Source organism: Nocardioides sp. NPDC087217 (assembly GCF_044744805.1).
GTDB lineage: Bacteria > Actinomycetota > Actinomycetes > Propionibacteriales > Nocardioidaceae > Nocardioides.
Window position 1 is genome coordinate 764,643 of the sequence record NZ_JBIUZB010000001.1, and the last position, 25,453, is coordinate 790,095.

At 70.4% G+C, this 25,453-nt stretch carries 25 protein-coding genes and 2 tRNA genes; 16 read left to right on the top strand and 11 right to left on the bottom strand.

What is annotated here, in order from left to right:
- Positions 1 to 45: 45 nt before the first annotated feature.
- The gene (locus ACIO3S_RS03840; RefSeq protein ID WP_400459635.1) at positions 46 to 1,338 is read right to left on the bottom strand and encodes an ankyrin repeat domain-containing protein; all 1,293 of its coding nucleotides are present in this window, start codon (positions 1,336 to 1,338) and stop codon (positions 46 to 48) included.
- On the bottom strand, positions 1,335 to 2,330 hold the full coding sequence (locus ACIO3S_RS03845) for an SMP-30/gluconolactonase/LRE family protein (protein WP_400459638.1): 996 nt from the start codon (positions 2,328 to 2,330) through the stop codon (positions 1,335 to 1,337). The genes ACIO3S_RS03840 and ACIO3S_RS03845 overlap by 4 nt, the downstream gene beginning before the upstream one ends.
- Positions 2,331 to 2,505: 175 nt before the next feature.
- Here ACIO3S_RS03845 and ACIO3S_RS03850 point away from each other — a divergent pair, with 175 nt between their 5' ends.
- Positions 2,506 to 3,738 carry a sensor histidine kinase gene (locus ACIO3S_RS03850; RefSeq protein ID WP_400459641.1) on the top strand — a complete coding sequence of 411 codons (1,233 nt, stop codon included), beginning with the start codon at positions 2,506 to 2,508 and terminating at the stop codon, positions 3,736 to 3,738.
- On the top strand, positions 3,731 to 4,366 hold the full coding sequence (locus ACIO3S_RS03855) for a response regulator (protein ID WP_400459644.1): 636 nt from the start codon (positions 3,731 to 3,733) through the stop codon (positions 4,364 to 4,366). The genes ACIO3S_RS03850 and ACIO3S_RS03855 overlap by 8 nt, the downstream gene beginning before the upstream one ends.
- A 14-nt stretch (positions 4,367 to 4,380) precedes the next feature.
- Here ACIO3S_RS03855 and ACIO3S_RS03860 read toward each other — a convergent pair whose 3' ends face one another.
- From ACIO3S_RS03860 to ACIO3S_RS03870, 3 genes are all read right to left on the bottom strand, one after another.
- Positions 4,381 to 6,639, bottom strand: a complete 2,259-nt coding sequence (locus ACIO3S_RS03860; RefSeq protein ID WP_400459647.1) for a hypothetical protein — start codon at positions 6,637 to 6,639, stop codon at positions 4,381 to 4,383.
- Positions 6,640 to 6,727: 88 nt separating this feature from the next.
- Positions 6,728 to 7,987, bottom strand: a complete 1,260-nt coding sequence (locus ACIO3S_RS03865) for a serine hydrolase domain-containing protein (protein ID WP_400459650.1) — start codon at positions 7,985 to 7,987, stop codon at positions 6,728 to 6,730.
- 96 nt (positions 7,988 to 8,083) lie between these two features.
- Entirely contained in the window at positions 8,084 to 9,034 is a 951-nt protein-coding gene (locus ACIO3S_RS03870) for a metallophosphoesterase (protein WP_400459653.1), read from the bottom strand.
- A 111-nt stretch (positions 9,035 to 9,145) separates the two neighbouring features.
- Here ACIO3S_RS03870 and ACIO3S_RS03875 point away from each other — a divergent pair, with 111 nt between their 5' ends.
- Positions 9,146 to 10,312, top strand: coding sequence for a Fic family protein (locus ACIO3S_RS03875; RefSeq protein WP_400459656.1), 1,167 nt, complete (start codon positions 9,146 to 9,148; stop codon positions 10,310 to 10,312).
- Between the two features lie 125 nt (positions 10,313 to 10,437).
- Here ACIO3S_RS03875 and ACIO3S_RS03880 read toward each other — a convergent pair whose 3' ends face one another.
- Positions 10,438 to 11,004, bottom strand: coding sequence for a type III effector (locus tag ACIO3S_RS03880; RefSeq protein ID WP_400459659.1), 567 nt, complete (start codon positions 11,002 to 11,004; stop codon positions 10,438 to 10,440).
- A 333-nt stretch (positions 11,005 to 11,337) separates the two neighbouring features.
- Positions 11,338 to 11,874, bottom strand: coding sequence for a type III effector (locus ACIO3S_RS03885; RefSeq protein ID WP_400459661.1), 537 nt, complete (start codon positions 11,872 to 11,874; stop codon positions 11,338 to 11,340).
- A 297-nt stretch (positions 11,875 to 12,171) separates the two neighbouring features.
- On the opposite strand from ACIO3S_RS03885, the gene ACIO3S_RS03890 reads away from it, so the two are divergent.
- Together ACIO3S_RS03890 and ACIO3S_RS03895 are read left to right on the top strand one after the other, a co-directional pair.
- Positions 12,172 to 13,875 (top strand): hypothetical protein, encoded by a 1,704-nt coding sequence (locus tag ACIO3S_RS03890; protein ID WP_400459664.1) that lies wholly within the window; start codon positions 12,172 to 12,174, stop codon positions 13,873 to 13,875.
- Positions 13,876 to 13,955: 80 nt separating this feature from the next.
- Positions 13,956 to 14,843 (top strand): DMT family transporter, encoded by an 888-nt coding sequence (locus ACIO3S_RS03895; protein WP_400459667.1) that lies wholly within the window; start codon positions 13,956 to 13,958, stop codon positions 14,841 to 14,843.
- Here ACIO3S_RS03895 and ACIO3S_RS03900 read toward each other — a convergent pair.
- On the bottom strand, positions 14,840 to 15,082 hold the full coding sequence (locus ACIO3S_RS03900) for a hypothetical protein (protein ID WP_160025614.1): 243 nt from the start codon (positions 15,080 to 15,082) through the stop codon (positions 14,840 to 14,842). The two genes, ACIO3S_RS03895 and ACIO3S_RS03900, sit on opposite strands and share 4 nt — an antisense overlap.
- 176 nt (positions 15,083 to 15,258) lie before the next feature.
- Positions 15,259 to 16,443, bottom strand: coding sequence for a glycosyltransferase (locus ACIO3S_RS03905; protein WP_400459670.1), 1,185 nt, complete (start codon positions 16,441 to 16,443; stop codon positions 15,259 to 15,261).
- A 91-nt stretch (positions 16,444 to 16,534) separates the two neighbouring features.
- Between ACIO3S_RS03905 and ACIO3S_RS03910 the strand changes: the two genes are divergently transcribed.
- The 11 genes from ACIO3S_RS03910 to ACIO3S_RS03960 all read left to right on the top strand — a co-directional run bounded on the left by ACIO3S_RS03910 (position 16,535) and on the right by ACIO3S_RS03960 (position 23,605).
- Positions 16,535 to 17,566, top strand: a complete 1,032-nt coding sequence (locus tag ACIO3S_RS03910) for a pirin family protein (RefSeq protein ID WP_400459673.1) — start codon at positions 16,535 to 16,537, stop codon at positions 17,564 to 17,566.
- A 21-nt stretch (positions 17,567 to 17,587) separates the two neighbouring features.
- Positions 17,588 to 18,526, top strand: a complete 939-nt coding sequence (locus tag ACIO3S_RS03915) for an ROK family protein (protein ID WP_160025612.1) — start codon at positions 17,588 to 17,590, stop codon at positions 18,524 to 18,526.
- The gene (locus ACIO3S_RS03920; RefSeq protein WP_378815802.1) at positions 18,523 to 18,912 is read left to right on the top strand and encodes a CidA/LrgA family protein; all 390 of its coding nucleotides are present in this window, start codon (positions 18,523 to 18,525) and stop codon (positions 18,910 to 18,912) included. Before ACIO3S_RS03915 ends, ACIO3S_RS03920 begins: the two co-directional genes overlap by 4 nt.
- Complete coding sequence (locus ACIO3S_RS03925; RefSeq protein ID WP_400459676.1) at positions 18,909 to 19,586, top strand: LrgB family protein; 678 nt, start codon at positions 18,909 to 18,911, stop codon at positions 19,584 to 19,586. The genes ACIO3S_RS03920 and ACIO3S_RS03925 overlap by 4 nt, the downstream gene beginning before the upstream one ends.
- A 27-nt stretch (positions 19,587 to 19,613) precedes the next feature.
- Positions 19,614 to 21,044 (top strand): amidase, encoded by a 1,431-nt coding sequence (locus ACIO3S_RS03930; protein WP_400459679.1) that lies wholly within the window; start codon positions 19,614 to 19,616, stop codon positions 21,042 to 21,044.
- Between the two features lie 74 nt (positions 21,045 to 21,118).
- Positions 21,119 to 21,191 (top strand) — tRNA-Thr (locus ACIO3S_RS03935).
- 67 nt (positions 21,192 to 21,258) lie between these two features.
- Positions 21,259 to 21,332, top strand: a tRNA-Met gene (locus ACIO3S_RS03940).
- A gap of 47 nt (positions 21,333 to 21,379) precedes the next feature.
- Complete coding sequence (gene rpmG / locus ACIO3S_RS03945; protein WP_091042824.1) at positions 21,380 to 21,550, top strand: 50S ribosomal protein L33; 171 nt, start codon at positions 21,380 to 21,382, stop codon at positions 21,548 to 21,550.
- Between the two features lie 240 nt (positions 21,551 to 21,790).
- Positions 21,791 to 22,198 (top strand): MaoC family dehydratase N-terminal domain-containing protein, encoded by a 408-nt coding sequence (locus tag ACIO3S_RS03950; RefSeq protein ID WP_400459682.1) that lies wholly within the window; start codon positions 21,791 to 21,793, stop codon positions 22,196 to 22,198.
- The gene (locus tag ACIO3S_RS03955; RefSeq protein WP_400459686.1) at positions 22,198 to 22,596 is read left to right on the top strand and encodes a MaoC/PaaZ C-terminal domain-containing protein; all 399 of its coding nucleotides are present in this window, start codon (positions 22,198 to 22,200) and stop codon (positions 22,594 to 22,596) included. The genes ACIO3S_RS03950 and ACIO3S_RS03955 overlap by 1 nt, the downstream gene beginning before the upstream one ends.
- A complete protein-coding gene (locus ACIO3S_RS03960; RefSeq protein WP_400459689.1) occupies positions 22,589 to 23,605 on the top strand; it encodes a UDP-N-acetylmuramate dehydrogenase in 1,017 nt (338 codons plus the stop codon). The genes ACIO3S_RS03955 and ACIO3S_RS03960 overlap by 8 nt, the downstream gene beginning before the upstream one ends.
- Here ACIO3S_RS03960 and ACIO3S_RS03965 read toward each other — a convergent pair.
- The gene (locus ACIO3S_RS03965) at positions 23,583 to 24,254 is read right to left on the bottom strand and encodes a response regulator (RefSeq protein WP_400459692.1); all 672 of its coding nucleotides are present in this window, start codon (positions 24,252 to 24,254) and stop codon (positions 23,583 to 23,585) included. The genes ACIO3S_RS03960 and ACIO3S_RS03965 overlap by 23 nt on opposite strands.
- The gene (locus tag ACIO3S_RS03970; protein WP_400459695.1) at positions 24,251 to 25,360 is read right to left on the bottom strand and encodes a sensor histidine kinase; all 1,110 of its coding nucleotides are present in this window, start codon (positions 25,358 to 25,360) and stop codon (positions 24,251 to 24,253) included. Before ACIO3S_RS03970 ends, ACIO3S_RS03965 begins: the two co-directional genes overlap by 4 nt.
- Positions 25,361 to 25,453: the final 93 nt, after the last annotated feature.

Genomic DNA, 25,453 nt, shown 5'->3' on the forward strand with positions numbered 1-25,453 from the left:
GGCGGGGGAACCGGTCAGGGCCTCGGGCTCTGAGCCGGCGGCTGATCAGCCGCGGCGCTGCTCGATGCTGTGCCGTTCAATGATGTGCGCGATCTCGGTGAAGCCGCGGTTTCGGGCATGCTCGAGCGGGGTCACGCCGTCGCGGTCGGCGATGCTCGGGTCGGCGCCGTTCTCGAGCAGGCTGCGGACGACCCGCTGCCAGCGGTCGGACCCCTCGCCGAGGATCACGGCCTCGAGGAGGGCGGTCCAGCCGAGGTCGTTGACGTGGTCGAGGTCGATCGCGGTCTTCGCGACGTGTTCGACGTAGTCCGCGTGGCCGCGCTCGCTGGCAGGGATGATCGAGAGACCGCCGTAGCGGTTGCGTACGGTCAGGTCCGGATCGACGCTGAGCAGCAGCTCGGCCATCGGGACGCTCCCGGTGACGCCGGTGACCAGCCAGGGGGTGTCGTGCTGGCCGTCGAGGGCGTCCGCGTCGGCACCCAGGTATACGAGCAGACGGGCCGTCTCGAGGTGGTCGTCGGTGACCGCGAGCAGGAGAGGCGTACGCCGGTTGCCGTCCCTGGTCTCCAGATCGGCGCCGCCACGGAGTGCCGCCGCGGCCGAGTCGGTGTCACCCGAAGCCGCCGCCCGCAGGAGCTGCTGGTCACCGTCGGCGACCTCGGCAGAAGCAGTACGCAGCGTCGACACGATCGCGTCGAATCCACGCTCCTCGGCGTGCTCCAGGGCGGTCTTCCCGTCCCGGCCCGCCTCGATCGAGATGTCCACGCCGGCCGCGACGAGCACCCGTACGGTGTCGGCCGCGTCCGGGCCGTCGTCACCAAGAACGACCGCCTCGTGCAGCGCGGTCCAGCCCAGGTTGTTGACGTGGTCGAGGTCGATCCCGGCCTGCACCAGACGCCCCACGATGTCGGCGTGGCCGCGCTCGGCGGCCCGGATGAGCGCGGTCCCGTTGTAGGAGTCCTTGGCGTTGATCTCGGCGCCGTTGCGGAGGGTCAGGTCGAGCAGGTCCACGTAGCCCTCGCTCGCGGCGATGAGGTAGGCGCTCTGCTGGGTCTCGTCCTCGTAGTTGACGTCGGCCCCGGCCTGGACCAGCTGACGGGCACGGGCCACGTCGTTGTCCCAGGCGGCCTTGATCAGCTCCTCGTTCATGCGCTTTCGCTCCTCGGGCTCCAGGGTCTTGCGCGCCGGCGCGGAGGTCGCGGCGGACGCGGACGGGGCGGGGGAGGCCGGCTCGGCGGCCTCCTCCGGCGCCGAGGCGCAGCCTGCCAGAAGCATGGCCAGCACCGCGGACGCCGTGACGGAGGCTGCCGCCGACCGCCGCAGGCGCGGACCGGTCATCGCGGCATCCTGGCGGTGACGATCTCGTACGGCCCCTGCGCGGTCTGCTCGTCGAAGTGGCTGTCGACCAGCAGCAGCCTGCCGTCGAGCAGCTTGCCGGTAGTGAAGACGCGGTCCGGGTCGGTGGCGCGCGACGAGACGAGCTCGGCGGAGGTCGCCGACGGGTTCAGCTCGAGGTGCACGAGCTGCTTGTCGAAGTTGCGGACCACGGCGAGGTCGCGGCCCTGCGCGATCAGGCCGTCGGCGTTGCGCAGGTTCGCGCCGTCGGTGTCGATCTCGCTGACCTCGCCGGTCGGGACGGAGAAGCGCCACAGCTGCCCGGTGGTGCCCTGGGCGACCACGAACGCGGAGCGGTCCTGGCTGAGCACGATGCCGCCGAGGTTGAAGCCCTCCTGCCGGGTGATCAGGTCGCTGCCGTCGGCCCACTCGGTCGCCTGCCAGCCGGAGGCGCCCTCGGCGACGCGGATGATCGTCGGGTCGTTGGAGTTGGTGAAGTACGCAGCGCCATCCGGCCCGATCGCGACATCGTTGAGGAACGCATTGTTGTCGGGGACGCGGAGGGCGGCGAGCAGCTCGCCCTCGGGGCTGTAGACCCACAGGTCGGGGCGGTCGTTGCCGGTGCCGTTCGGGCCACCGGCGATGTAGATGCGGCCCTCGTCGTCGACGGTGATGCCGCGAGCGGTGTAGCGGCCGTCGGTGCCGTCACCGGCCAGCCACTCCTCGGCCTGGGCACGGTCGGCCGAGCCGCGCTGGATCTCACCGCCGGTGACCTCGCTGACGTAGAACCTCCCGGACTCCTGGTCCACGCCGATGCCCTCGAACTTCGAGCCGCCCTGCGCGGACGGGTCGCCCTCGAGCAGGTAGCTCGCCGGGCGGCCGTTGTCCTCGGCGGCGTTGGCCGCGGTGCCCATGCCGAGGGCGGTGAAGGACAGGGTGGCCGAGGCGGCGATGCCGCCCAGGCCGGCGAGGGCGGCGATTCGGGACGTACGCATGGTGGTGCTCCTCCGGTGTTCGGTGCTGTTGGTCGAGCTGATGCATCAACCATCGCCGTCGGGGAGGGGTCGAGACATCGGGTGACCGGCGACGTCTGGATAGCCGTTCGGCGACACCCCGGATAGCCGATCGGATGATGCCGCAGCCGCGCGACCGGCCTAGCCTGGAACGACCATGTCGACCGAAACCGTGCCAACCTCGGGGCCCAGCCCGCGCACCGGTGGGATCCTGGCCGGCCAGACGCTCCTCGACCGCTGGCTCCACATCTCGCTGGTGGTGCTCGTCATCGCCTCGGTCGCCCGCTATCTGCAGGGCCACGGCCTCGGCGACCAGGCCGAGGTGGTCCTGCCCGGCGCCGCCGTACTCCTGATCGCGTACGCCGCGGGCCGCCGCCTCGCCGGCACCGCCGCGGTCGTCTGGGTGGCCGCGGTGGTCGCCTGCTGGACGGTGCTGGCGCTGATCGCGCCGTCGTTCTCGTGGGCGGCGGTGCCGCTGGTCTTCCTGGCGCTGCGGGTGCTGCCGTTCCGCTGGGCCGTGGCCGTCACGGTGTTCCTCGTCGCGGTCGTCGCGGTCGCGTGGAGCCGGATGACCGGCCTGGCCGACCCGACGGTCCTTCTCGGCCCGGTCTGTGTCGCCGTGCTCGCGGTGACCGCCTACCGCGCCCTCGAGCGCGACGCGGCGACCCGTCGCCAACTCCTCAACGAGCTGGAGGCGGCCCAGGACGAGGTCGCCGACGCCGAGCGTCGTGCCGGTGTCGTGGCCGAGCGCGCGCGGCTGAGCCGGGAGATCCACGACAGCGTCGCCCAGGGCCTGACCAGCATCAACCTGCTGCTCCAGGCGGCCGACCAGGAGTGGGAGTCGCGCCCGGCCGACGCCCGCGGCCATGTCGACCAGGCGGCCACGATGGCCCGCTCCTCGCTCGACGAGGCGCGACGGGTCGTCCGCGACCTCGCCCCCACCGAGCTGACCGGCGGATCGGCGCTGGCCACCGCCGTACGCCAGGTCGCCGACGACGTCGCCGCCACCACCGGGCTCAGCGTCCCGGTCCACGTGCACGGCGACCCGCACGAGGTCGGCGGGCGAGTGGCGACGGCCGTCGTACGCACCCTGCGGGGTGCGCTCGCCAACGTCGCCGAGCACGCCGGCGCGACCACGGCGGTCGTCTCCCTCACCTTCCACGAGGGCGGGGTCGCCCTGGACGTACGCGACGACGGAGCCGGGTTTGACCCGGCCGCGCTCCGGGAGACGGACGGGCTGCGCGGACACGGCCTGGCCGGAATGCGGGCTCGCGCCCGCCTGCTGGGTGGAGACTTGGTCATCGAGAGCGCCCCGGGCGAGGGCACGGTGGTCGCGGCCTCGTTCGCGGCCGGACAGGCAGCATCTCAGGGGGAGGAACGTCGTGGCTGAGCAACGCATCCGGGTGGTGCTGGTGGACGACCATCCGGTCGTCCGGGCAGGCGTACGCGCCCTGGTGGACGCCCAGGAGGACCTGGACGTGGTCGGCGAGGCCGCCGACTCGGCACAGGCCGTCGCTGTGGTCGGCCAGACCAAGCCGGACGTGGTGCTGATGGACCTCAGCCTCGGCGACGGGCCGGGCGGCGCGGAGACCACCCGGCTGGTCCGCGACCTGCCGGAGCCGCCGCACGTGCTGGTGCTGACGACCTACGACACCGAGGCCGACGTCCTCGAGGCGGTCGACGCCGGTGCGGCGGGCTACCTGTTGAAGGACGCGCCGCCCGACGAGCTGTTCCGCGCCATCCGCGGCACCGCACGAGGCGAGACCGTGCTGGCGCCCTCGGTCGCGACCCGGCTGCTGCAGCGGGCCGCCTCGCCGGCGCCGAAGGTGAGCCCGCGCGAGGTCGAGATCCTGCGGCTGCTCGCCCGGGGGCTGGGCAACAAGGAGATGGCCCGCGAGCTCCTGGTCAGCGAGGCGACGGTCAAGTCGCACCTCTCCCACATCTACACCAAGCTCGGCGTCGACACCCGCGCCGGCGCCGTGGCCACGGCCATCGAGCGCCGCATCCTGCGACCCTGACGTCAGCCCTGGCGTCACGAACGATCTGCGACGTCCGGCGGAGGGGTTCGGCGGCGTCGTCGTGCGACGACGTAAGCGACGACAGCCAGCGCGGCCGTGGCGAGTCCGATCGCGAGGTAGACCATCCATGGGGCGGACGGGCGCTCGACGGTGCCGTTCTCCGCGGCGGCTGCAGTGGGCTCTGCAGTGGAGAGCAGGACGCGGCGGTCGGTGTAGGTGATCTCGTACGCGGTGCCTCCAACGTCGACCCGATCGCTCTGGTCGAGGCCCGCGAAAGTCCCGGTGATCTTCCCCCGGGAGGTGATGATCGGAATCTCCTGCGGCAGCGCGGCGCCGGGCTCGTGGCCGACGGAGAGCTTGGCGCCCGTCAAGGTGACGTCGCCGGCGACCTCCAGGTGGCTGTCCGTACCCGCTTGAAGGGTGGACGTCTGACGCAGCGTCACGTCGCCGCCCACCGCGACTCGGCCGCTGACGCCGAGCGCCGTGTCGACGACCAGGTCCCCAGCGAGCTTCGCATGCTTCAGTACCAGCGTCCCGGCGGCGACCTCCCAGGGGCCGCGAGCGTTGCTGGTGCCCGAGTACGTCAGCCGTGCCGTACCGGCCTTCACCAGGCCGCCGGCTCCCTGGGCAGCGCCGCCGAACGTCGTGTCCTTGGTGCTCTTGACGGTCAGGGTGGAGTCGCCGAGCCGTACGGCGCTGCCCGCGACACCACTGAGGTTCTTGACGGTCTGGTCGCCAGCCCTGCCGATGTCGAGGGTCGCCCGCGGTTTGGTGAGGCGTACGCCGGACGAGCTGGCCAGGCTCCCGCCTGCGAGGACGAGCTTCCCTCCCGACACCGTGGTGCGACCGGTGTAGGTGACATCGCCCGTGAACCTCACCGGCGCCGGGCCGGCCTGCTGGAAGGAGCCCGTCCCGGAGATCTTGGAGAGCTCGACGGCCCGCTTCGCGTTGTGGACGACGAGCTTGCCGTTGTCGACGATCCGCGAGCCTGCGGTCCCGGTGATCAGCCAGGAGTCCTGGCCCGGCTTGCCGGTCCCCAGCCGCAGCTTCGCCTTGCGCTCGATCGTGGTGGTGCCGTCGTAGTTCTGCTGGTCGGCGAAGGTGACGTCGTTGCCCGGCGTGCCGGCGACGGTGACGTCCCCGACCGCGACGGCGGCCATGGTGTCGTGGAAGACGCCGCCCGAGATCGGCGCACCGAGCGTGACGGGCCCGTTGTAGTCGAAGATGAGGTGGCCGCGGGCCCGCCGCGAGTACAGGTTGATGTAGATGGTGTCGCGTGTTCCGGGCAGGAAGAACCGGTTGTGCGTGCCGTCGCCCCACTGGACGATCGCGCCCTGGATGTTCACGCCGCGCTTGTTGATGTTCTTCGGCACCGGCCGCCAGTTCAAGCCCGGGTCGGAGAGCCGCGGGTCCGTCTCGGTGCCCTGGTCGCTCCACGAGTAGACGCCGGACATGATCACCCGGCTGCCGTCCGGGGCGCCGTAGAAGTTGATGTCGTTCCCCCACTCGCGGGACCAGACGTCGAACCCGAGGACGGTGTCGTAGTCGTGCGGCGTGTCCACCTGGAACGTGCCGTAGTTGACGAACTTCGCGTTCGGGAGGGACGTGCGGTACTGCTCCCGGCTGCTGGCCTTGGCAAAGGTGCCGTCGACGATGGTGCCCGAGAACGGGTGGTCCCCGGCCAGCTCGACACCGTCCCAGATGAAACGGGGCTGCTTCAGGACGCCGCCGCCGGAGAGGATGCCCGGGTGGTACGACGGCCCGGCGACCGCGACGATCAGCGTGCCGTCGACGCGGTGGTTGAGGGCGTTCCAGGCGAAGTTCGGATAGTCGTACGGGTAGTGGCCGATCCGGCCGATCGTGCCGCCGGTTCCGTCGCCGTACTGGAGCGTCGCGCCCTGTTCGACCGTGACGGCCGGTGGATCGGGATCGCGCACCGTGGCGTACGGGTGGTTCTGCTCGCCCAGGATCTCTAGCCGCTGCCGCCGGCGGCTCTCCGGGATCTGGAAGTCGCTGTCCGCCGTGACCGTGAGCTTGCCGCGCCCGGTGATCGTCAGCGTGCCGACACCGGAGATGACGCCGCCGTAGACGATCTCCTCGCCCTCGCCGAGCGTGATGGTCGCATCGCCCGCCAGCTCGATGTTCTCGTTCGCCCGAACTCTGTCGGTGATGTTCGTCGCCGCCCCGGCAGGGGCATCGGCGAGCGGTACGGCGACCGAGGCGAGTGTCGCGACGGCGAACGCCCGCAGGAGCAGATGGCGTACGGCCGGCATGGCGGGGAATGTTAGCGCTAACGTCCTTGGCGGGCCACCGTCCATCGAAACTTCACCAAGCTCGGTGTCGACACCGGCGCCCGGCAGCTCAGCAGGTCGCGAGCAGCATCGGCTCGAGGAGCAGGCCGAGGTCGTAGATCGGGTCGGTGCTGTCCCAGTTGCGGCCGGTCCAGCCGAGCGTGATCTGGCGGGTGCCGTCCGGTGAGCCCCAGCTGATCGACTGCGCACCCATGTGGGCGCCGTCATGGCCATAGAGGTACTCGCCGGGATTGCACGGGTCGGCGACCCGGTAGATCCCGAACCCGTACTCCGGGTCGGCGCTGCCCGCGATCGGAGGCAGCATCTTCTCGACCGATGCCGGGCTGACCAGCTTTCCGGTGAGGAGCGACTCGTTGAGGTCGGCGAGGTCCTCGGTGGTGCTCGTCGCGGCCCCGGCGGCGTGGAAGATGCTCGGGTGCAGGTCGGTCATCGGCCGCCAGCGGCCCTCGTAGTGGCCGGCGTCCTCGACGAACGGGCCGCGGTTGCGGGCATCGGTCGGGTAGTCGCTCTGACGCATGCCAGCGGGTTCGAGCACCCGGTCGCGTACGAGATCCTCGATCCGCTCCCCGGTCTCCTTCTCGAGCATGACCCCGAGCGCGACGTAGCCGTAGTTGGAGTAGGAGAAGTCGGTGCCGGGCTCGAAGAGCCAGCCGGCGCCGCGCATGAAGGCGAGGTGCTCGGCCTCGGAGTAGTACTGGCCGAGGGCGTCGGTCAGCTGGTTCCACGAGGTCGGGTCCTCCACGCGGTCGAAGAGGATCTCCTCAGGTCCGCGTGGGGCACCGGAGGTGTGGTTGAGCAGGTGCTTGATCGTGACGCCCTCGGGGAAGGTGCCGGGGAGCAGGTCGTTGGCGGGCGTGTCCAGGGTCCAGCCGCCGCGCTCGACCTCCTGCATCACCAGGGTCGCGATCAGGGTCTTGGTGTTGCTGGCGACATGGAACCGGTCGCCGGCCCTGACCGCCTTCTTCTTCCCGACCTCGCGTACGCCACCCGCCCCCGACCACTCCAGGCCCGGCGTCTCCACCCGGGCGGTCACGCCCACGGCACCATCGGCGATGAACGCGTCGACGGCATCGTCGAGGTCGGCGGCGTTCGGAGTCGCCGACCGCGCCCGCAGACCCTTCCGTTCGGCGGCCGCCCGCTCGGCGATCGCGGTCGCCTCCCGGGTCAGCGCGGTCGGGTCCGGCGCGAAGGCCGCAGGCCCGCGATCAGGATCGGGATCAGGCTGGGCGTACGCGGCCGGCACGGCCGTCAGGGGAAGGAGCACCGCGGCGATCGCTGCCGTGCCCGTGCGGACGAGGGTCCGAGACATGGCTGCTCCTGTCGTCGTCGACGTGTCACAGCCATCGTTCCGGGACCGGACGTACGCCCACATCAGCCTCGAGTCGGAGATCGGGGCCGTCCTTGGTCAGTCTCGAAGCTGACGCCGCAGGGCGCGAGCGGCCTTGCCCTTGCGCGAGAAGAGGTCGCGGCGCTCGGCCGGGGTCATCGGACCGAGCTTCTCGAGGACCGAGGAGGGGAAGCCGGCGACCTCGGGGGCCTCGCCGATCGGCACGGTGGTATGGACGACCGGGGCGCCCGGGACGCCGCCGACGCCCTCGTCGTAGAGGTGGACCAGCGAGATCGCCTGGTGGCCGTCGACGGAGGCGGAGTAGCGGTCGAGGGTCGCCGGCGCCGCGGTGTAGCAGCTCGCGGAGGCGACCGAGACCGGGATCCCGGCGAAGGTGGTGAAGGTCGAGTAGTGCAGGTGACCTGCGAGAACAGCGCGTACGTCGGTCCCCGCCAGCACCTGAGCGAGCCGGTCCTGGCCGTCGAGCTCGATGATCACGCTGGCCTCGTTGAGGGGGAGCGGGACCGGCGGATGATGCATCGTGAGCAGGGTGCCGTGCGGCGCCGGCTCGGCGAGCACGTCGGCCAGCCATTCCAGCTGCGGCTCGGTGATGTCGCCGTGGTGCCAGCCGGGCACGGTGGTGTCCAGAGCGATGATCCGCAGCCCGGCGATGTCGTAGACCCGGTCCTGCGGTGCATCGGAGGCCTCGCCGAAGAGCACCTCGGAGTAGACCTCGCGCTCGTCATGGTTGCCCATCACCCAGATGATCTCGGCGCCGAGGTCTGCGGCGACCGGCTCGACCTGCTTCCGGAGGCGTACGTAGGCGTCGCGCTCACCCAGGTCGGCGAGGTCGCCGGTGAAGACGATCGCCTGCGGCGGGATCGTCATCCCTCGCAGCCGATCCAGCGCACGCTCGAACCCCGGCGTCGGGTCGACCTTGCCGAAGATCAGCCGGTCCCCGGCGTAGAGGTGGGGGTCCGAGAGGTGGGCGATCGTATGACGGGGAGAGGGGTACTGGCCGAACTGCACGATGCCCAGCGTAGGACCGACTTGGAAGTTGGCAAGGAACTCCCAAGCCCCACTTGGAAGTTCCCGTCAACTTCCAACTCAAATGGCCTCGGAGTGGTAACTTGAGCGGTCATGGATCCGGAGAGGTACGACGCTCCGCAGTTCGGCCGGGCGACGCGCGAGCCGGGGAACAAGTGGGCCTACTGGTACTACAAGCCCGCCCACATCCCGCGTGACCTGCCGTTACAGCCGCTCACCGTGAAGGCGCTCTCGGACGCCGACGCCGCGCTGGGACGCCTTCAGGGCGTGAGCGCGCTGATCCAGGATCCCGAGCTGCTGATCGGGCCCTACCTGACCCAGGAGGCGGTCGCCTCCTCCCGGATCGAGGGCACCCAGACCTCCCTCGAGGAGGTCCTCCAGGACGAGGTCAGCGGCCAGGCGACCAGGAGCGAGGACGTCGCCGAGGTCAAGGCCTACCTTGCCGCGACCCGTCAGGGCTTCGAGCTCATCAAGAGCTGGCCGCTCAGCCAGCGGCTCGTCCTCGAGCTCCACAAGACCCTGCTCACCGGCGTGCGGGGTCACGAGCGCCACCCCGGCGAGTTCCGGCGGAGCCCGGTCTGGGTCGGCTCGCCGACCGACAACCCCACCTCCGCCGCGTACGTCCCACCCCTCCCGCCCGACCTGCCCGAGCTGATCGCCGACTGGGAGGCGTACGTCAACGTCCCCGACCTCAGCCCGACGCTGGTGCGGTGCGCCCTGATGCACTATCAGTTCGAGACGATCCACCCGTTCCTGGACGGCAACGGGCGCATCGGGCGGCTGCTGATCAACCTGATGCTGATGGAGGAGGGCCGGATGACCACGCCCCTGCTCTACCTCTCGGGCTACATCGAGGCTCACCGCCAGACCTACTACCAGCGGCTGCAGAGCGTCCGGGAACGTGGCGAGATGCAGGAGTGGCTGCAGTTCTTCCTCACCGCGGTGCGGCGTTCGGCCGAGGACGCCACGACCAGGTCCGAGCGCCTGGTCGCGCTCCGGGAGGGCTATCTCGACGAGGCCGCCACCTCACGCGCCAATCTGTCCGGGCTGGTCACGCTGCTGTTCGCCAACCCCTACCTGACCGTCAAGCGCGTCCAGGACGCGACCGGCCTGACCAACCAGGGTGCCCGCAACCTGATCCAGGACGCCGAGCGGCGCGGGTGGATCGAGGCCGCCGGCCGATCGGGCCGCGGCGGCCGGCACTACTGGATCGCCAGAGCGGTGATGGACGTGATCGAGGAGCCACTGGCGTACGACTGAACGGACCTGAGCACGGCGAAAACGTGCAGGTGGCCCCGGCTGTGCACGTGTGCACGCCCAGGGCCACCTGTGTGACGTAGCCGAGCAGTCGGTAGGGGGTGATCACCCGGCCATGGTCATGTTTCTCAGAAGGTGCCGAGCGGACCCAGCGGGTTCGGGACCTGGTCGACGGGGAGGCCGTCGAGAGCCGGGTTCTCCATCGGGAGCAGGAACGAGACCTGCTCCATCTCGCTGTCGGACAGCTCGGACGGCAGCGCGCCGCCCATGATCTTGTCCATCACGATGCCGGGCGCACCGACGTAGGCGCCGGAGACGACCATGGCGGCACCGTTGCCGACCTGGTGCGAGCCACCGTCCCAGTTCACCCAGGCCTTCTTCTGCGCCGGGCTCAGCTCGCCGCCGGTGGCGCCCATCAGGATGAGGCCCGGAGCGCCGACCCAGGCGCCGGAGACCATGCGGGCCGCGCCGCCGGTCGCCTGACCGGCGCCACAGATGAAGCCGGCCCAGGCCTTCTGGCTCGAGGGCGAGAGGTCCGAGGCGCCGGCGGAGTTCTCCTTGATGCACTCGGCCTCGGTGCGGTTGTGGTGGGTGCCGTCGGCTGCGGTGGCGGTACCCGTGGTCAGTGCGACTGCGACACCCGAGAAGGCGGCGACGGCCGCGACGCGGCGGAGCAGCCCTGTCTTCATGTTCATTTCGTACCTTTCATCGATCAATTCGAATTGAAACATCACGCACGGACGCGACCCCCGGACCGATAAAAGACGCATCGATACGTTCGCATCCGGGAAAAGATGCTAGGAGCATCGACGGCCATCAGTGCAAGCGACACGGCGGTTTTCGTGTCAACTAAGTGCCGAATGAAATGTAATGACGTAATTTCCGTCAAACTGCAACATCGTTGTCTGGTCGCGCGTAAATGCGCAGATGGCCCGGCCGTGCACGAGTGCACGCCTAGGCCATCTGGGGACGGCGCCGATCACATCGTGGTGGGAGCTACGTGCGGTCGGCAGCTGTCATGTCGCCGCTCAGAAGGATCCGAGGGGAGCCATCGGGTTCGGGATCTGCTCGGTGGGAACACCATCGAGTGCCGGGCTGTCCTCCGGGATGAGGAACGTGACCTGCTCGAGCTCGCTCGGCGACAGGTCGCTCGGGGTCGCCCCGCCCGCGATCTGGTCGAGGATGATGCCGGGGGCACCGACGTAGGCGCCCGCGACCATCATGGCGGCACCCTCACCGATCTTGTGGCCACCCTCGTCCCAGTTCTCCCAGGCAGCCAGCTGCTCCGGGGTGATCGGGGAGCCGGTGGCGCCGGCGAGGATCAGGCCCGGGGCGCCGACCCAGGCGCCGCTGACCATCTGGGAAGCACCGCCGGCGACGTAGGAGCCGCCGAGGATGAAGTCCTCCCACGCCTTCTGCGAGGAGGGCGAGAGGTCGGAGGAGGAGATGCTGGCGGTGGCCGGCGCCGGAGCGGCGACGGCGGTGCCGGTGGTCAGTGCGACGGCGACACCCGAGAAGGCGGCGATGGCCGCGGCGCGGCGGAGCAGCCCTGTCTTCTTGCTCATTTCATACCTTTCATCGTCAATTCGAATCGATCGCAGCGCGGCCGCCGAGCTGATAACACTCGCTTCGATACGTCCGCGTGCGGTTCATGACGCTAGGGATGCTCACCGTGCGATGTTCCGTCCGACACGGCTTCGTAATTACCAAGTGGACGTAAACGTTCCATACCGCCGGGTAATACCATGCCCGGTCGGGTTAATGGGTTCCTGGAATTCGTCGAGCGCGCTAGATTGCCGCGTCCACTTCTCGGGACCCCCACCTAGAAGGCATCGATGAGCTCGGCAACGTACGCGCCTGTGATGGCTGATTCCGGTCGGCCGAGGAAGGGCGGCAGGGTCGTCCTGTCGGTGCTCCTCGGACTGCTCGGCGCACCACTCCTTCTCGTCGGGGTGGGCCTGGCCATCGCCGCTGGGCCCGATGACGTCCTGATGGGCAAGGAGACCCCGATCGCGCAGGGCGCGGCGTACTCCACGCCGGAGGCGTTCGCCTTCGACCGACTTCCGGTCACGGTTCGCGTGGAGGCGATGGGGGAGGCGTACGTCGGTGTCGGCAACCCGGTCGATGTGCTCGACGTCGTCAAGGGCACCAGGGCCGTCGAGATCGCCAAGACCCCGCTGACCAGGGTCAGCGGTGCCGCCGGCTCGGGGGAGAGCGTGCCGGATGCGTCCGCGGCACCGTGGTGGGACGAGTCGGTCTCGGGCTCGGGGACCCAGGAGCTCAACGTGACGCTGACCGGGGAGCCGGTCTCGTTCCTGGCCGCGAGCCGGGACGGTGCGCCGATCAAGCTCGCCTTCGGGTATCGGCTCGATGGGATCTTCCTGGTCGCGCTGGGTGTCGCGGGCTTCGGTGCCCTGCTGCTGCTCGGCGCGGTCGTCATGCTGCTGACCAGGAAACGTGAACGCCAGGACCAGTGGCAGCCGCCCCGGCCGCCGGCTTCGTACGCCCAGCCGCCCCACCCCGCCCAGTCGAGCTACCCGACCCAGCCGGCCCGCCCGGTCCTGACGGGGCCGACGGGGCCGGCGCCGGCTCGCCCGGCCATGCCCCGCCCGCCGGCCGGCGGGCTCTACCGCCGCCTGGGCATGGTGGCCGGGATCGGCGTCGTGGCGTTCTCGCTGACCGGGTGCTCGATGCCCGCGTCCGTCGAGCTCGACGCGGCCAGCAAGGTCTCGCTGCGGAAGGACGACGTCGGTGTTGTGATGCGGGACTGGAACGCGCGCAACAACGAGGCCATCAGAGCCAACGGACGCGGGAAGTGGAAGGTCGAGGCGTGGGACCGGGCCGCCACTGGTCCTGTGCTCGCCATGTTCCAGGCCGTGACGGTCGCGGCCAAAGCCACCGGCTACAAGCAGCGCCCGCGCACCTTGAACCTGGACCCGGGCCGGGTTTGGTCGGTGCAGCGGGGCGAGTATCCGATGTGGGCCATCGTGGAGATCGACGGCGGCGGCCGGAGGCCCGCGCTGGCGGTCTACGAGCAGCAGGACGCCCTCTCGCCCTGGAAGCACCGTGTCGAGGTCAAGGTCAAGGCGAGCGACATCCCCACCGAGGTCGAGGGTGCCGCGCCGGTCTCCGCCGCGGATGCGAAGCGGGTCCAGGATGTCGCCGACAAGATCGATGCGTACCTCGGCAGGCCCAAGACCGTCGATGGTCTCGCCGGCCTCAAGAAGCTCCGTGCGCCGCGGCGCGAGATGGACGCGTACGTCGCGGAGATGGGTGTGGACACAGTCAAGACGACCGTGGAGCCATTCGATGAGACCGGACCCCGGATGGTGCAGACGCCCGAGGGCGTGTTCGCGATGCTGGAGTTCACCGTCGACAGCATCGTCGGTGGCCAGGGCACCGAGTGGGAGTGGAACCCGCCCTTCGACGAGTTCCGCAGCCAGGCCGGCAAGAACCTGTCGATCCGAACAGCGGTGATGGTCGCGGTGCTGGTGCCGAAGGACGGTGACCCCTCGGTCCTCGGGGTCGAGTACGGCGAGATCCTGGGTGCGAAGGTGAAGAGCTGACCCTCAGGGTTCATCCGCTGATCGCACGATGCTCGCGTGAGCGGCGGGTGGGCTTTCCTCGCGAGGTCTAGCGTCGAAGCATGGATCATGCTGCGGCCGTGAGCCTGGCCATCGGCGCATGCGTCCTGTTCTCGCTCTCCGCCGCCGTCCAGCAGCGCGCCAGCGCGCTCGCGCCCGGTCGCAGCGGCGGGATGGCCGGCGTCGAGCAGCTGATGCTGGCGCTGGTGCGCAACCCGCTGTGGGTCGCTGGCGCGGTGATCAACGCGATCGGCTTCGCGGTGCAGGCGGTCGCGCTCCACCTGGGATCGGTCTCCGTCGTGCAGTCGGTGATGCCGACCCAGCTGCTCTTCGCGCTCGTCTTCGCCTCGATCGCGGCCCGTCACTGGCCGACGGTCTCCGACTGGGTCAGCGGAGCCGCGATCTGTGGCGGCGTGATCCTGCTGGTCACCGACGACCATCGCGGCGGCACCTACGCCGACGTCGGCCGCGTCGCGCTCTTCGCCGGGTGCGTGGCGGTCGTGATCTGCGTAATCCTGCTGGTGGCCCACCGGTTCCCGCCGCCGGTCGCGGCGGCGACCACGGCGGTCGCGGCCGGCTGCTCGTTCGCGACGACCTCGGTGCTGCTGAAGATCACCGCCGACCGTGCCGCCGCCGACGGGTTCTCCGGACTGCTCACGCTGCCGGCGTTCTACGGGCTGCTGTGCACCTGCGGCCTCGGGATCGTGCTCACCCAGGCAGCCCTCGCCGCCGGCCCGCTGCCCTGGGCGATGGCGGCGATGACGATCACCAACCCCACCGTCTCGTACGTCGCCGCGGTGGTCGCCTTCGGCGCCTCGGCACCCACGCTCTGGGTCGCAGTGAGCGCGGGTGCGCTGCTGGTCACCGGGATCGTCGGGCTCGCCCGGTCACGGTCGGCGGGCAGGTGGACGCCGGTGCAGCACGAGCGGACCGAGATCCGGGTGTCCTAGCGGTCCTGCATCGACCGCGGCCACGAGCGCCGCCTGGTCGACCTGGGCTTGAGGTGCTCGGGCAGCGCGCTGATGTAGGGCGCGGCATGCCGACACTCGCCACAGGTGACGTCTCGATAGTCGTAGGAGGTCAGCGGATCTTCTCCGTACGCGCGACACACCGGACCGAAGGAGTCGGCGAAGTGTGTCTGCTCCGGCGTCACCGGCTTCACCGCAGCCTGGGTGGTCAACTCGCTCATATGCCCCTCATATGGTCATTGGCATGAAATACCAGGATGGCGACGAGACCTAGGTCTTCGTGTTCTGAACGTGGCCAAAGAAGCGGCCCCGGACGGATAACGACCACGACTGAGTAACGTTATTCCCACAAAGAAAACGCGGCCTCGACGCTCTGGCGACCTCGCTCAGCGAGGGTTTACGCGTAGCGCCGAGCCCGACGGGCCGCCTGCCGCTGCCGCGAGCGCGCGAGGAGATAGGTCGGCGCGGTCTCCTGCGCGAGGCTCTCGTGAAGCTCCAGCATGTCCTCGATCGTGCGCGACCAGGGGAACTGCTCGGCCCGCTCGCGTGCCGCGTGCCGGGTCGCCACCACCGGCCGCTCGGCGACGTCGATGACCGCGTCGGCCAGCGCCGCCGGATGGGCGGACGCCCAGGCTCCGCACCGGGGGTCGATGAGCTCACGGGCGCCGCCGCGGTCGGCGGTCACCACCGGCGTACCGCTGGCGAGGGCTTCCAGGACGGCCAGTCCGAAGGTCTCGCGGGGGCAGACGGAGAGGGCCACGTCGGCTTCGGCCAGCGCCCGGGCGATCCGCCGGCGGTCGGAGACGTGCCCGTGGAAGACGACCGGCGCCCCGGCGGCGAGGGCCTCGATCTCGGCACGGTGTGGCCCGTCGCCGTAGACGTCCATGCGTACGTCGAACCCGCGGCGATGCAGCTCGACGGCGGTGGCGACGGCGAGGTCGGGAGACTTCTCCCGGGAGAGGCGGCCGACGTGGATGAGCCTCAGGGTGTCGTCGCGGTGCCCGAGCGAGGGGTGGAAGAAGTCGAGGTCGACGCCCAGCGGCACCTGCGCGATCGGGCAGCCGACGGTCGCGGCCAGCGGCTCGAACTCGTGCCGGGCATAGTCGGAGGTCACCAGCACCTGGTCGAAGGAGCGCACCAGCATCCGGTTGAGCAGCGCGGTGGAGACCTTCGAGGTGGTGTCCATGCCGGTGTAGGTGGGCATGTACTCGTCGAGCCGCTCGTGGGAGAAGAGCACCGTCCCGATGCCCTGGCGCCGGGCCCACCGGGAGACCGGCAGCATCGTGAACTTGTCGCTGACCTCGAGGCTCGTCGGGTTGAAACGGGTCAGCACGTCGGTCACCCGCCACGGCTCGATGATCAACCGGTAGCCGCCGCCCACGCGTGGCGCTCTCAGCTGCACCACCTCGCCGAGGTCGGTCGAGGTGACCGAGTCGTACGGGCCGGGGACGACCAGGAGCCGGTCGTGGCCCGCCTCGAGATAGCCACGGGCGAGCGCCTCCAGAGCCGTCTTCATGCCGCCGGAGGTGGGGCCGACGAAGTTCGCGAGCTGAGCGATGAGCACGGCCACATCGTGTGGCATCGAGGTAGCCCTTCGGCGACCTCGATGTGACGTCGGCATGGCGAGGCGGCGTATTGGTTCAGGGGCGCGTCGGCCGGAGTAGCGTTGGGGCATGACAAACCTGGACGCGCACCCCACCCCCGTCGAGTGCGTCGGTGGAAACGGGGACGAAGGCGTCGAGATCCAGATCATCACCCCGCGAGACGTCCCGCTGGGTGGTCCGCGAGCGATGAACGTACGCCGCACCCTGCCCGCCCGCTCGCGCTCGCTGATCGGCGCGTGGTGCTTCCTGGACCACTACGGTCCCGACGACGTCGTCGTCTCCGGCGGGATGGAGGTGCCGCCCCACCCGCACACCGGGCTGGAGACGGTCTCCTGGCTGTTCACCGGGGAGATCGAGCACCGCGACTCGGTCGGCACGGTCGCGATGGTGCGCCCGGGCGAGGTCAACCTGATGACCGCCGGGCGCGGGATCTCCCACTCGGAGAACTCCACGCCCGAGACCACCGTGCTGCACGGGGCGCAGCTGTGGGTCGCGCTGCCGGACGAGTTCCGCGACGTCGAGCCGGCCTTTCAGAACCACGTGCCCACGCCGATCGAGCGCGACGGGGCGACCGTGCGGGTCTTCATGGGGTCACTCCTCGGCGTCACCTCGCCGGTGCGGACCCACTCCGAGATCCTCGGCGCCGAGATCCTGCTCGAGCCCGGCACCCGGCTCGAGATCCCGGTCGATGAGCGGTTCGAGCACGGCGTACTCGTGGACACCGGCGAGGTGTCGATGACCGGCCTCGGCGCGTCCGGCCCGGCGTCGGCCGACGTGGAGAAGGACTCGCTCGCCTACGCGCCTCCGGGCGCCACCACGCTGATCCTGCAGGCCGGTGAGGCGTGGACCCGGCTGCTCCTCCTCGGCGGTACGCCGTTCGGCGAGTCGATCATCATGTGGTGGAACTTCGTCGGACGCACCCACGAGGAGGTCGTCGGCTACCGCGAGGAGTGGCAGGGCCAGATCACCCGCGGTGGCGGCGAGCTGGTCGAGGACTCCCAGGACCTGACCGCGGGCCGTTTCGGTGTGGTCGAGGGCAACCACCAGCGGCCGATCCCGGCACCGCCGCTTCCCAACGCCCGGCTCCGCTCGCGGTCTTAGGTCCGTGCTTAGACTGCAGTCGTGAGTGACGAATCCTCAGACCCAGGGGTCGTGCTGGCCGTGGCGGTGGGCCGCAGCCGTAGCCAGGCGGCGGTCTTCGACCTCGCCGGGCGCGAGCTGGCCGGTGACACCCGTGACCACGAGGTCGGCATCTCCGCCGAGGTGCTGATGCCCGAGGTCGTCGAGCGGATGACCAAGATGGTGACCTCGATCGACCTGCCGGTGCTGGCGATAGGGATGAGCCTGCCCGGGGTGGTCAACCCCGATCTCGGGATGAGCATCGACACCCCGGCGATGGGCGGCTGGGACGGCGTCCAGCTGGCTCCCTACTTCACCGCGCTGACCGACGCGCCGCTGATCCTCGCCCACGACGCCCACGCGCTGGCGCGCTCGGAGCTCTTCAACTCCGACCATCCCGTACGCAACGCCCTGGTCGTCAAGGCCTCGACCGGTCTCGGCATGGGCATCATCGTCGACGGCAAGGTCGTCACCGGCGCGCTCGGGGCGGCCGGCGAGATCGGCCACACCCGCATCGACGCGGCCGGAGACCGGCCCTGCCGCTGCGGCTCGACCGGCTGCCTGGAGACCGTCGCCTCCGGCTGGGCGCTCGCCCAGCGGCTGACCGACTCCGGGGTCCCCGCAGGCCACGTACGCGACCTGGTGGCCGCCGCGCTCGCCGGTGACGCCGTCGCGCGCGGGCTGCTGCGCGAGGGCGGACGACAGCTCGGCGAGGTCGTGGCCACGGCCGTCAACCTGCTCAACCCGGAGGTCGTCGTCATCGGCGGCGACATGGCCGGCGCCTTCGACCTCTACACCGCCGGGGTGCGCGAGAGCGTCTACGCCCGCTCCAACCCGATCGCCACCCGCGAGCTCACCTTCATGGCCCAGCTCCACGGCGACTCCTCGGGCCTGGTGGGCTGCGCCGCGATGGCGATCGAGTCCCTCTCCGACCCGCAGTGATCGTCGGCCTGCTCTGGCTGCTCGGGTGCCAGCTGGCCGGAACCGCGATCGTCGAGCTGACCGGGATCCCGCTGCCGGGTCCCGTCGTCGGGATGCTGCTGCTCTTCGTCGTCCTCGTCCTGCGGCGCCGTGACGGTGAGGACGACCCGGTCATCCAGGTCGGCGACTACTTCCTCTCCCACCTGCAGCTCTTCTTCATCCCCGCCGGAGTCGGCGTGATCGCCTATCTCGCGGTCATCCGCGACGCGGCGCTGCCGATCGTCGTCGCGCTGCTCGGCTCCTGGTTCCTCGGGCTGGCCACCGTCGGCTGGGTGCTCACCCTGTTCCTGCGCCGGGTGCCCGAGGTCGCCGGCACCGAAGGCGCGCCGGGGGAGGAGATCGAGTGAGCGTCATCCTGTGGCTGTTCGTGACGGTGGCGGCGTACGAGTTCGGGAGGTGGCTCCGCAAGAAGACCCACTCGCCGCTCGCCCAGCCGGTGGCGGTGGCGATCGTGATCGTCGGCACCCTGCTGACGGTCAGCGGCACGACCTACGACGACTACGCCGACGCCACCACGCTGATCAGCTTTCTGCTCGGCCCGGCGACGGTCGCCCTGGCGATCCCGCTCTATCACCAGGTCGCGCGGCTGAAGGGGATGGTGGTGCCCGTCCTGGTCGCGCTGACCGCCGGCGCGGTCGTGTCGATGGTCAGCGGCATCCTGCTGGTGCGCTGGCTCGGTGGCGGCGACGTGCTGGAGCGGACGATGGCTCCGAAGGCCGTGACGACGCCGGTGACGATCGAGCTGACGGAGCGCCTCGGCGGCTATCCGGAGCTGTCGGCGGCCTTCGCCATCGTGATCGGAATCGTCGCCGCGATGGTCGCACCGCGGGTGCTGACCCTGCTTCGGATCCGCGACCCGCGCGCACGCGGCGTCGCCGTCGGTGCGGTCTCCCACGGGATCGGCACCGCCCGGATGCTGGAGGAGAGCCAGGTGGAGGGCGCCTTCTCCGGACTGGCGATGGGGCTCACCGCGGTGGTGACCTGTCTCATGATTCCGCTGGTGGCGTACTTCCTCCTCTGACCTTGCTCACGCCTTAACGTTGGTTTCATGGCTCGAGTGCACGCCTTCACCGACGACGTCCTCGGCACTCTCGACGCGGTCGGGGTCGCCGAGGCCCTGCGACGCGGTGACTTCAGCACTCTCGAGGCGGTCGAGGCATCCATCGCCCGGATCGAGGCGGTCGACGCCGCGCTCGGAGCGATGGCCTACCGCACCTTCGACCGGGCCCGGATCCAGGCGCGTGCTCCCCGGGCCGGCTTCTTCGCCGGCGTCCCGACGTTGATCAAGGACAACACCGACGTCGCCGGTGTGCCCACCAGGAACGGCACGGATTCGTACGTCATGCCGCCGGCCTCACGCAACGGCGAGATGACCAAGCTGCTCTTCAAGCTCGGGCTGCTGTCGCTGGGGAAGACTCAGCTCTCGGAGTTCGGGTTCTCGGGCACGGCCGAGCACGCGCGGCTCGGCGCGGTGCGCAACCCGTGGGACACCGGCCGGGTGGCCGGGGCGTCCTCGGCGGGTTCGGGTGCGCTAGTGGCCGCCGGGGCCGTACCGATCGCCCACGGCAACGACGGCGGTGGCTCGATCCGGATACCGGCGGCTGCGTGCGGTTTGGTCGGGCTCAAGCCGACCCGCGACCGGCTGCCCCAGGACCCGCTCTACGGTCTGCTGCCGCTCAAGATCGTCACCGACGGCGTGCTGACCCGCTCGGTGCGCGACACCGCCGCCTTCTTCCGGGAGGCCGAGAAGGCGCACCACACCTCGCTGCCGCCGATCGGGGACGTCACCGGCCCCGGGTCGAAACGGCTGCGCTGCGCCATCTTCACGGGTGCGCTCGGGCGCGACGCCAGTCCCGAGGTCGCCGAGCTGACGCTGAAGACGGCCGCGGTGCTGGAGGAGCTCGGTCACACCGTCGAGGCGGTGCCGCCGCCCGTGCCCGAGACCTTCGCCGACGACTTCGTCCTCTACTGGGGGACCCTGGCGGTCGCCCTGGTCAACGCCGGCCCGCTCCGCGGCAAGACCTGGGACCGCACCCGGCTCGACAACCTCACGGTCGGCCTCGCCCAGCACACGCTCAAGAACGCCAAGTACGTCCCGGCCGCCATCGTCCGGCTGCGCAAGGCGCAGGCGATCGCGGAGGGGTTCCATGCGGCGTACGACGTCGTCCTGACGCCCACGGTCGCGCACGAGACCCCCGAGATCGGGCGGCTGGCGCCGAGCCAGGTCTACGAGCTGGTCATGAAGGGGCTGATGGACTGGGTCGCGTTCACGCCGTGGCAGAACGTCACCGGTGGGCCGGCGGTGTCGCTGCCCATTCAGCAGACCATCGCCGGGCTGCCCCAGGGGATGATGTTCGGGGCGGCGCCGGGACGCGAGCGAATGCTGCTCGAGCTGTCCTACGAGCTCGAGGAAGCGATGGGTTTCGCGCGCATCTGGGAGCCCGCTCGAGGCGCCGAGGGCCCCGCTGACCTGCGATGATGCGGTCGGCGGCGGGAAGGGCCCTGTCGATTTGTTGAGCACGCCGCCCCTACCGTAATGTTCTCTTTCGCAACGCCCCTTTAGCTCAGTCGGCAGAGCGTCTCCATGGTAAGGAGAAGGTCTACGGTTCGATTCCGTAAAGGGGCTCTGGGTCCATTAGGATTCTTGGGTTGAGGTCCCGCAGTAGGAATACTGCGGGCCTGATTCCTGTTGAGGCGGGGTAGCTCAGGCGGTTAGAGCGCACGACTCATAATCGTGAGGTCGCGGGTTCGATCCCCGCCCCCGCTACCGCCAAAGACCGCATCACCTCGATTCAGCACCGTAAGGAAACTCCTGTGGCCAGCAAGAGCAGCGACGTTCGCCCGAAGATCACCCTCGCTTGCACCGAGTGCAAGGAGCGGAACTACATCTCGAAGAAGAACCGTCGGAACGACCCCGACCGTATCGAGCTCAACAAGTACTGCCCGCGTTGCCGCAAGCACACCGCGCACCGCGAGACCCGCTGAAGCCTGTCTTCTAGGTAGAGCGCGACACTGATCGGCGCTCCGAACGCCCCGCCCCGAGTTCCGGGAGGCGGGGCGTTCGTCATTTGCCGAGACGTCACCCCCATCCGCCGAGACGTCACGTAGGTCGGCCGAGACGTCACCGCCGTCGGCCGAGTTGGCACGGGTCTGCCAACTCGGCCGACCTACGTGACGCTTCGGCCGACGCGGGCGACTTCTCGGCGGGCCACTAGAGTTGTCCGCATGGCAGTTGATGGGTCGCTCGTAGGGCGCGCGTTTCCTCCGACCAGGCCCTATCGGGTCACCGACGAGAAGGTGCGGGAGTTCGCTACCGCCACCGGCGTGAGCTGGGAGGGCGGGGACCCGGTCCCGGCGACGTTCCCGATCGTGCTCGCCTTCGACGCGATGAACGCCTTCCTGGACGACGTCCAGGTCGAGCTGTCGCGGATCGTGCACGGCGAGCAGAAGTTCGCGTACGCCCGGCCGATCGCGCCGGGGGACGTGCTGGTCGCGACCCTGAGCGTCGCCTCGCTGCGACAGATCGGCGGCAACGACATCATCGGCACGGTCTCGGAGATCACCGACGAATCCGGGGCGGTCGTGTGCACCACCTCGGCCACCCTGGTCCACCGAGCGGCGGAGGTCGCGTGATGGCACTCGAAGCAGGCGCCGAGCTGGCCCCGAAGACCTACCCGATCACCCGTGCGTCGCTGGTGCGCTACGCCGGCGCGAGCGGCGACTTCAACCCGATCCACTGGTCCGACCGGATCGCCACCGCCGTCGGCCTCCCCGGCGTGATCGCCCACGGCATGTTCACCATGGCGCTGGTCGCCCGGGCGGTCTCGGAGTGGACCGACGGTGCCGAGGTCGTCGACTTCGGCGCCAAGTTCACCAACCCGGTCGTCGTTCCCGACGACGACGAGGGCACCTCGGTGACGGTCAGCGGCACCGTGAAGTCGGTCGAGGACGGGCTGGCGACGATCGCCCTGACCGTCGTCTCCGGCGACCAGAAGGTCCTCGGCATGCCGAAGGTCTCCGTACGTGTCTGAACTTCTCGCGAAGCACACCACCTTCCATCTCGGTGGCCCGGCGGCGGAGTTCGTCACCGCGACCACCGAGACGGAGATCATCGAGGCCGTGACCGCGGCCGACGTGGCCGGGAAGGATTTGCTCGTCCTGGGCGGCGGCAGCAACCTGGTCGTCGCCGATGCCGGCTTCCCGGGCACCGTCATCAAGCTGGCGACCACGGGCGTCGCGGCGGAGCCGGTCGAGGGCGGCGTACGCGTCACGGTGGCTGCCGGCGAGACCTGGGACGACTTCGTGACGACCGCGGTCGGCAAGGGCTGGAGCGGCGTCGAGGCGCTCTCCGGCATCCCTGGCAGCGTGGGCGCGACCCCGATCCAGAACGTCGGGGCGTACGGCCAGGACGTCTCCCAGACCATCACCTCGGTCAAGGTGTTCGACCGCGAGCTCCGCGAGGTGCGGAGCTTCACCGCTGGGGAGTGCGCGTTCGGCTACCGCTGGTCGCGGTTCAAGGAGCGACCCGGCCGCTACGTGGTCCTCGAGGTCACCTTCCGGCTCGGCACCGACGGCGAGACCGGCTCCTCGATCGCGTACGCCCAGCTCGCCGGCGCCCTCGGCGTCGAGCAGGGCACCCGGGTGCCGTCCAAGCAGATCCGCGAGGCGGTGCTGGCGCTGCGTCGCAGCAAGGGCATGGTCATCGACGAGGCCGACCACGACACCTGGTCGGCGGGCTCGTTCTTCACCAACCCCGTGGTCGCCCCCGAGGACGTGCCTGCGGGTGCTCCGGCGTACCCCCAGCCCGACGGCACGGTGAAGACCTCCGCTGCCTGGCTCATCGACCACGCCGGCTTCAAGAAGGGCCACGGCAACCAGAGGGTGTCGCTCTCCACGAAGCACACCCTCGCCCTCACCAACCGCGGCCAGGGCACGACCGAGGACCTGCTCGCCCTGGCGAGAGAGGTACGCGACGGGGTCGAGGCGGCGTACGGGATCGTGCTCGTCAACGAGCCCGTCATGCTCGGCGTGGAGCTCTAGGAGCGACCAGCCCCGACTCATAGGCGAACACCACGAGCTGGGCGCGGTCGCGCGCGTGCAGCTTGGTCATCGCCCGGTTGATGTGGGTCTTGGCGGTCAGCACGCTGATCACCATGGCCTCGGCGACCTGGTCGTTGGTCATGCCCCGGGCGACCAGGCCGACCGCCTCGCGCTCCCGGTTGGTGAGCTCGGCGAGACCGAGGGGAGCGTCGGCAGGGGAGGGCTGGCTGACGTAGTGGTCGATCAGCGCGCGGGTGACCGACGGCGCGAGCAGGGCATCGCCACGTGCGGCGACCCGCACCGCGTGCACGAAGTCCTCAGGCTGGATGTCCTTGACGAGGAACCCGGTGGCGCCGGCGCGCAGGGCCTCGAGGACGTACTCGTCCATCCCGTAGTTGGTCAGGATCACGACGCGGACCTCGCTCAGAGCGGGGTCGGCGGCGATCCGCCGGGTCGCCTCGAGACCGTCGGCCACCGGCATCTGGATGTCGACCAGGGCCACGTCCGGCAGATGCTCCCGGGCTAGCGCCACCGCCTCGACGCCGTCGGCCGCCTCGGCGACCACCTCGATGTCGTCCTCGATGTTGAGAAAGGCCCGGAAGCCGCTGCGGATGAGCGGCTGGTCGTCGACCAGGAGCACCCGGATCACGACGTACGCTCCACCGGCAGCCGTGCCTCGACCATGAATCCGCCCTCCTCGCGGGGCTGTGCCCGCAGCTGACCTCCGAGGGCGGAGACCCGCTCCCGCATCCCGAGCAGCCCGATGCCGGGCACGGTCGTCGCCGGGGCGCCGGTGCCGTTGTCCTCGACCCGGATCCCGAGGGAGTCAGGCCGGTGGTCGATGTGGACCGACGCGGTGGTGGCCGCGGCGTGGCGGGTCACGTTGGTCAGCGCCTCCTGGACGATCCGGTAGGCCGTCCGGCCCACCGCGACCGGCACCGCGCCGGGCTGCCCGTCGACGGTCAGCGTGACGTCCAGCCCGGTGGACCCGGCGGACCCGACCAGGTCGCGTACGTCCTCGAGCCCCCGCGGCGGGTTCGGATCGTCGTCGCGCAGCGCCGTCAGCGTGGCCCGCAGCTCGCGGGCCGCCTCGCGCCCGGCCTCCCGGATCGCCAGCAGCGACTCGGGGACCTCCTCGCCACGGCGCTGCGCCACGTGGACCGCCGCCTCGGACTGGACCTTGATCACCGAGATCTGGTGGGTGAGGGAGTCGTGCAGCTCGCGGGCGATGTGCAGCCGCTCGTCGTCGGCCCGGCGCTGTGCCGCGGCTTCCCGGGTGCGCTCGGCCTCGTCGGCACGCCGCTCGGCCTGCCGGAGCGCCTCGCCGGCGGCGCCTGCCGCGATCAGCCAGGCGATCTCCAGGGCTCCGCGCGCCTGCTCGGAGGCGGCGCCGAGGTCACCCACGGAGGCGTACGCCACCAGGAACAGCCCGGTCTGCATCGCCACCGCAGCGACCACCGTGACCAGCCGATGCCCCTCCCGCACGGCTGCGTAGACGGCGACCAGGAACGCGATCACCGCGACGTCGAGCCCGAGTGCCTGGAAGGCCAGCCCGCACGCGCCGCTGGCGACCAGTACGGCGACCGGTGCTCGGCGCCGGAAGACCAGGACCAGACCGCTCGCGACCAGCGCGGCGTAGCCGAGAAGCTCGTTGCCGGAGTCGGGCTGACCGCCGCTCAGCGCAGCCGCCAGCTGGGCCACGGCCACACCAGCGGCGATGACCCAGTCTCCGACCGTGATCCGCTGCCTGGCCATGCGAGCAGGATATGCCCGCGCCCGCCACCCGCGAGTCCCTCTGACGCAGGAGATCCGGCTACCACGTACGCAGTAGCGACGGCTCCGAAGAGT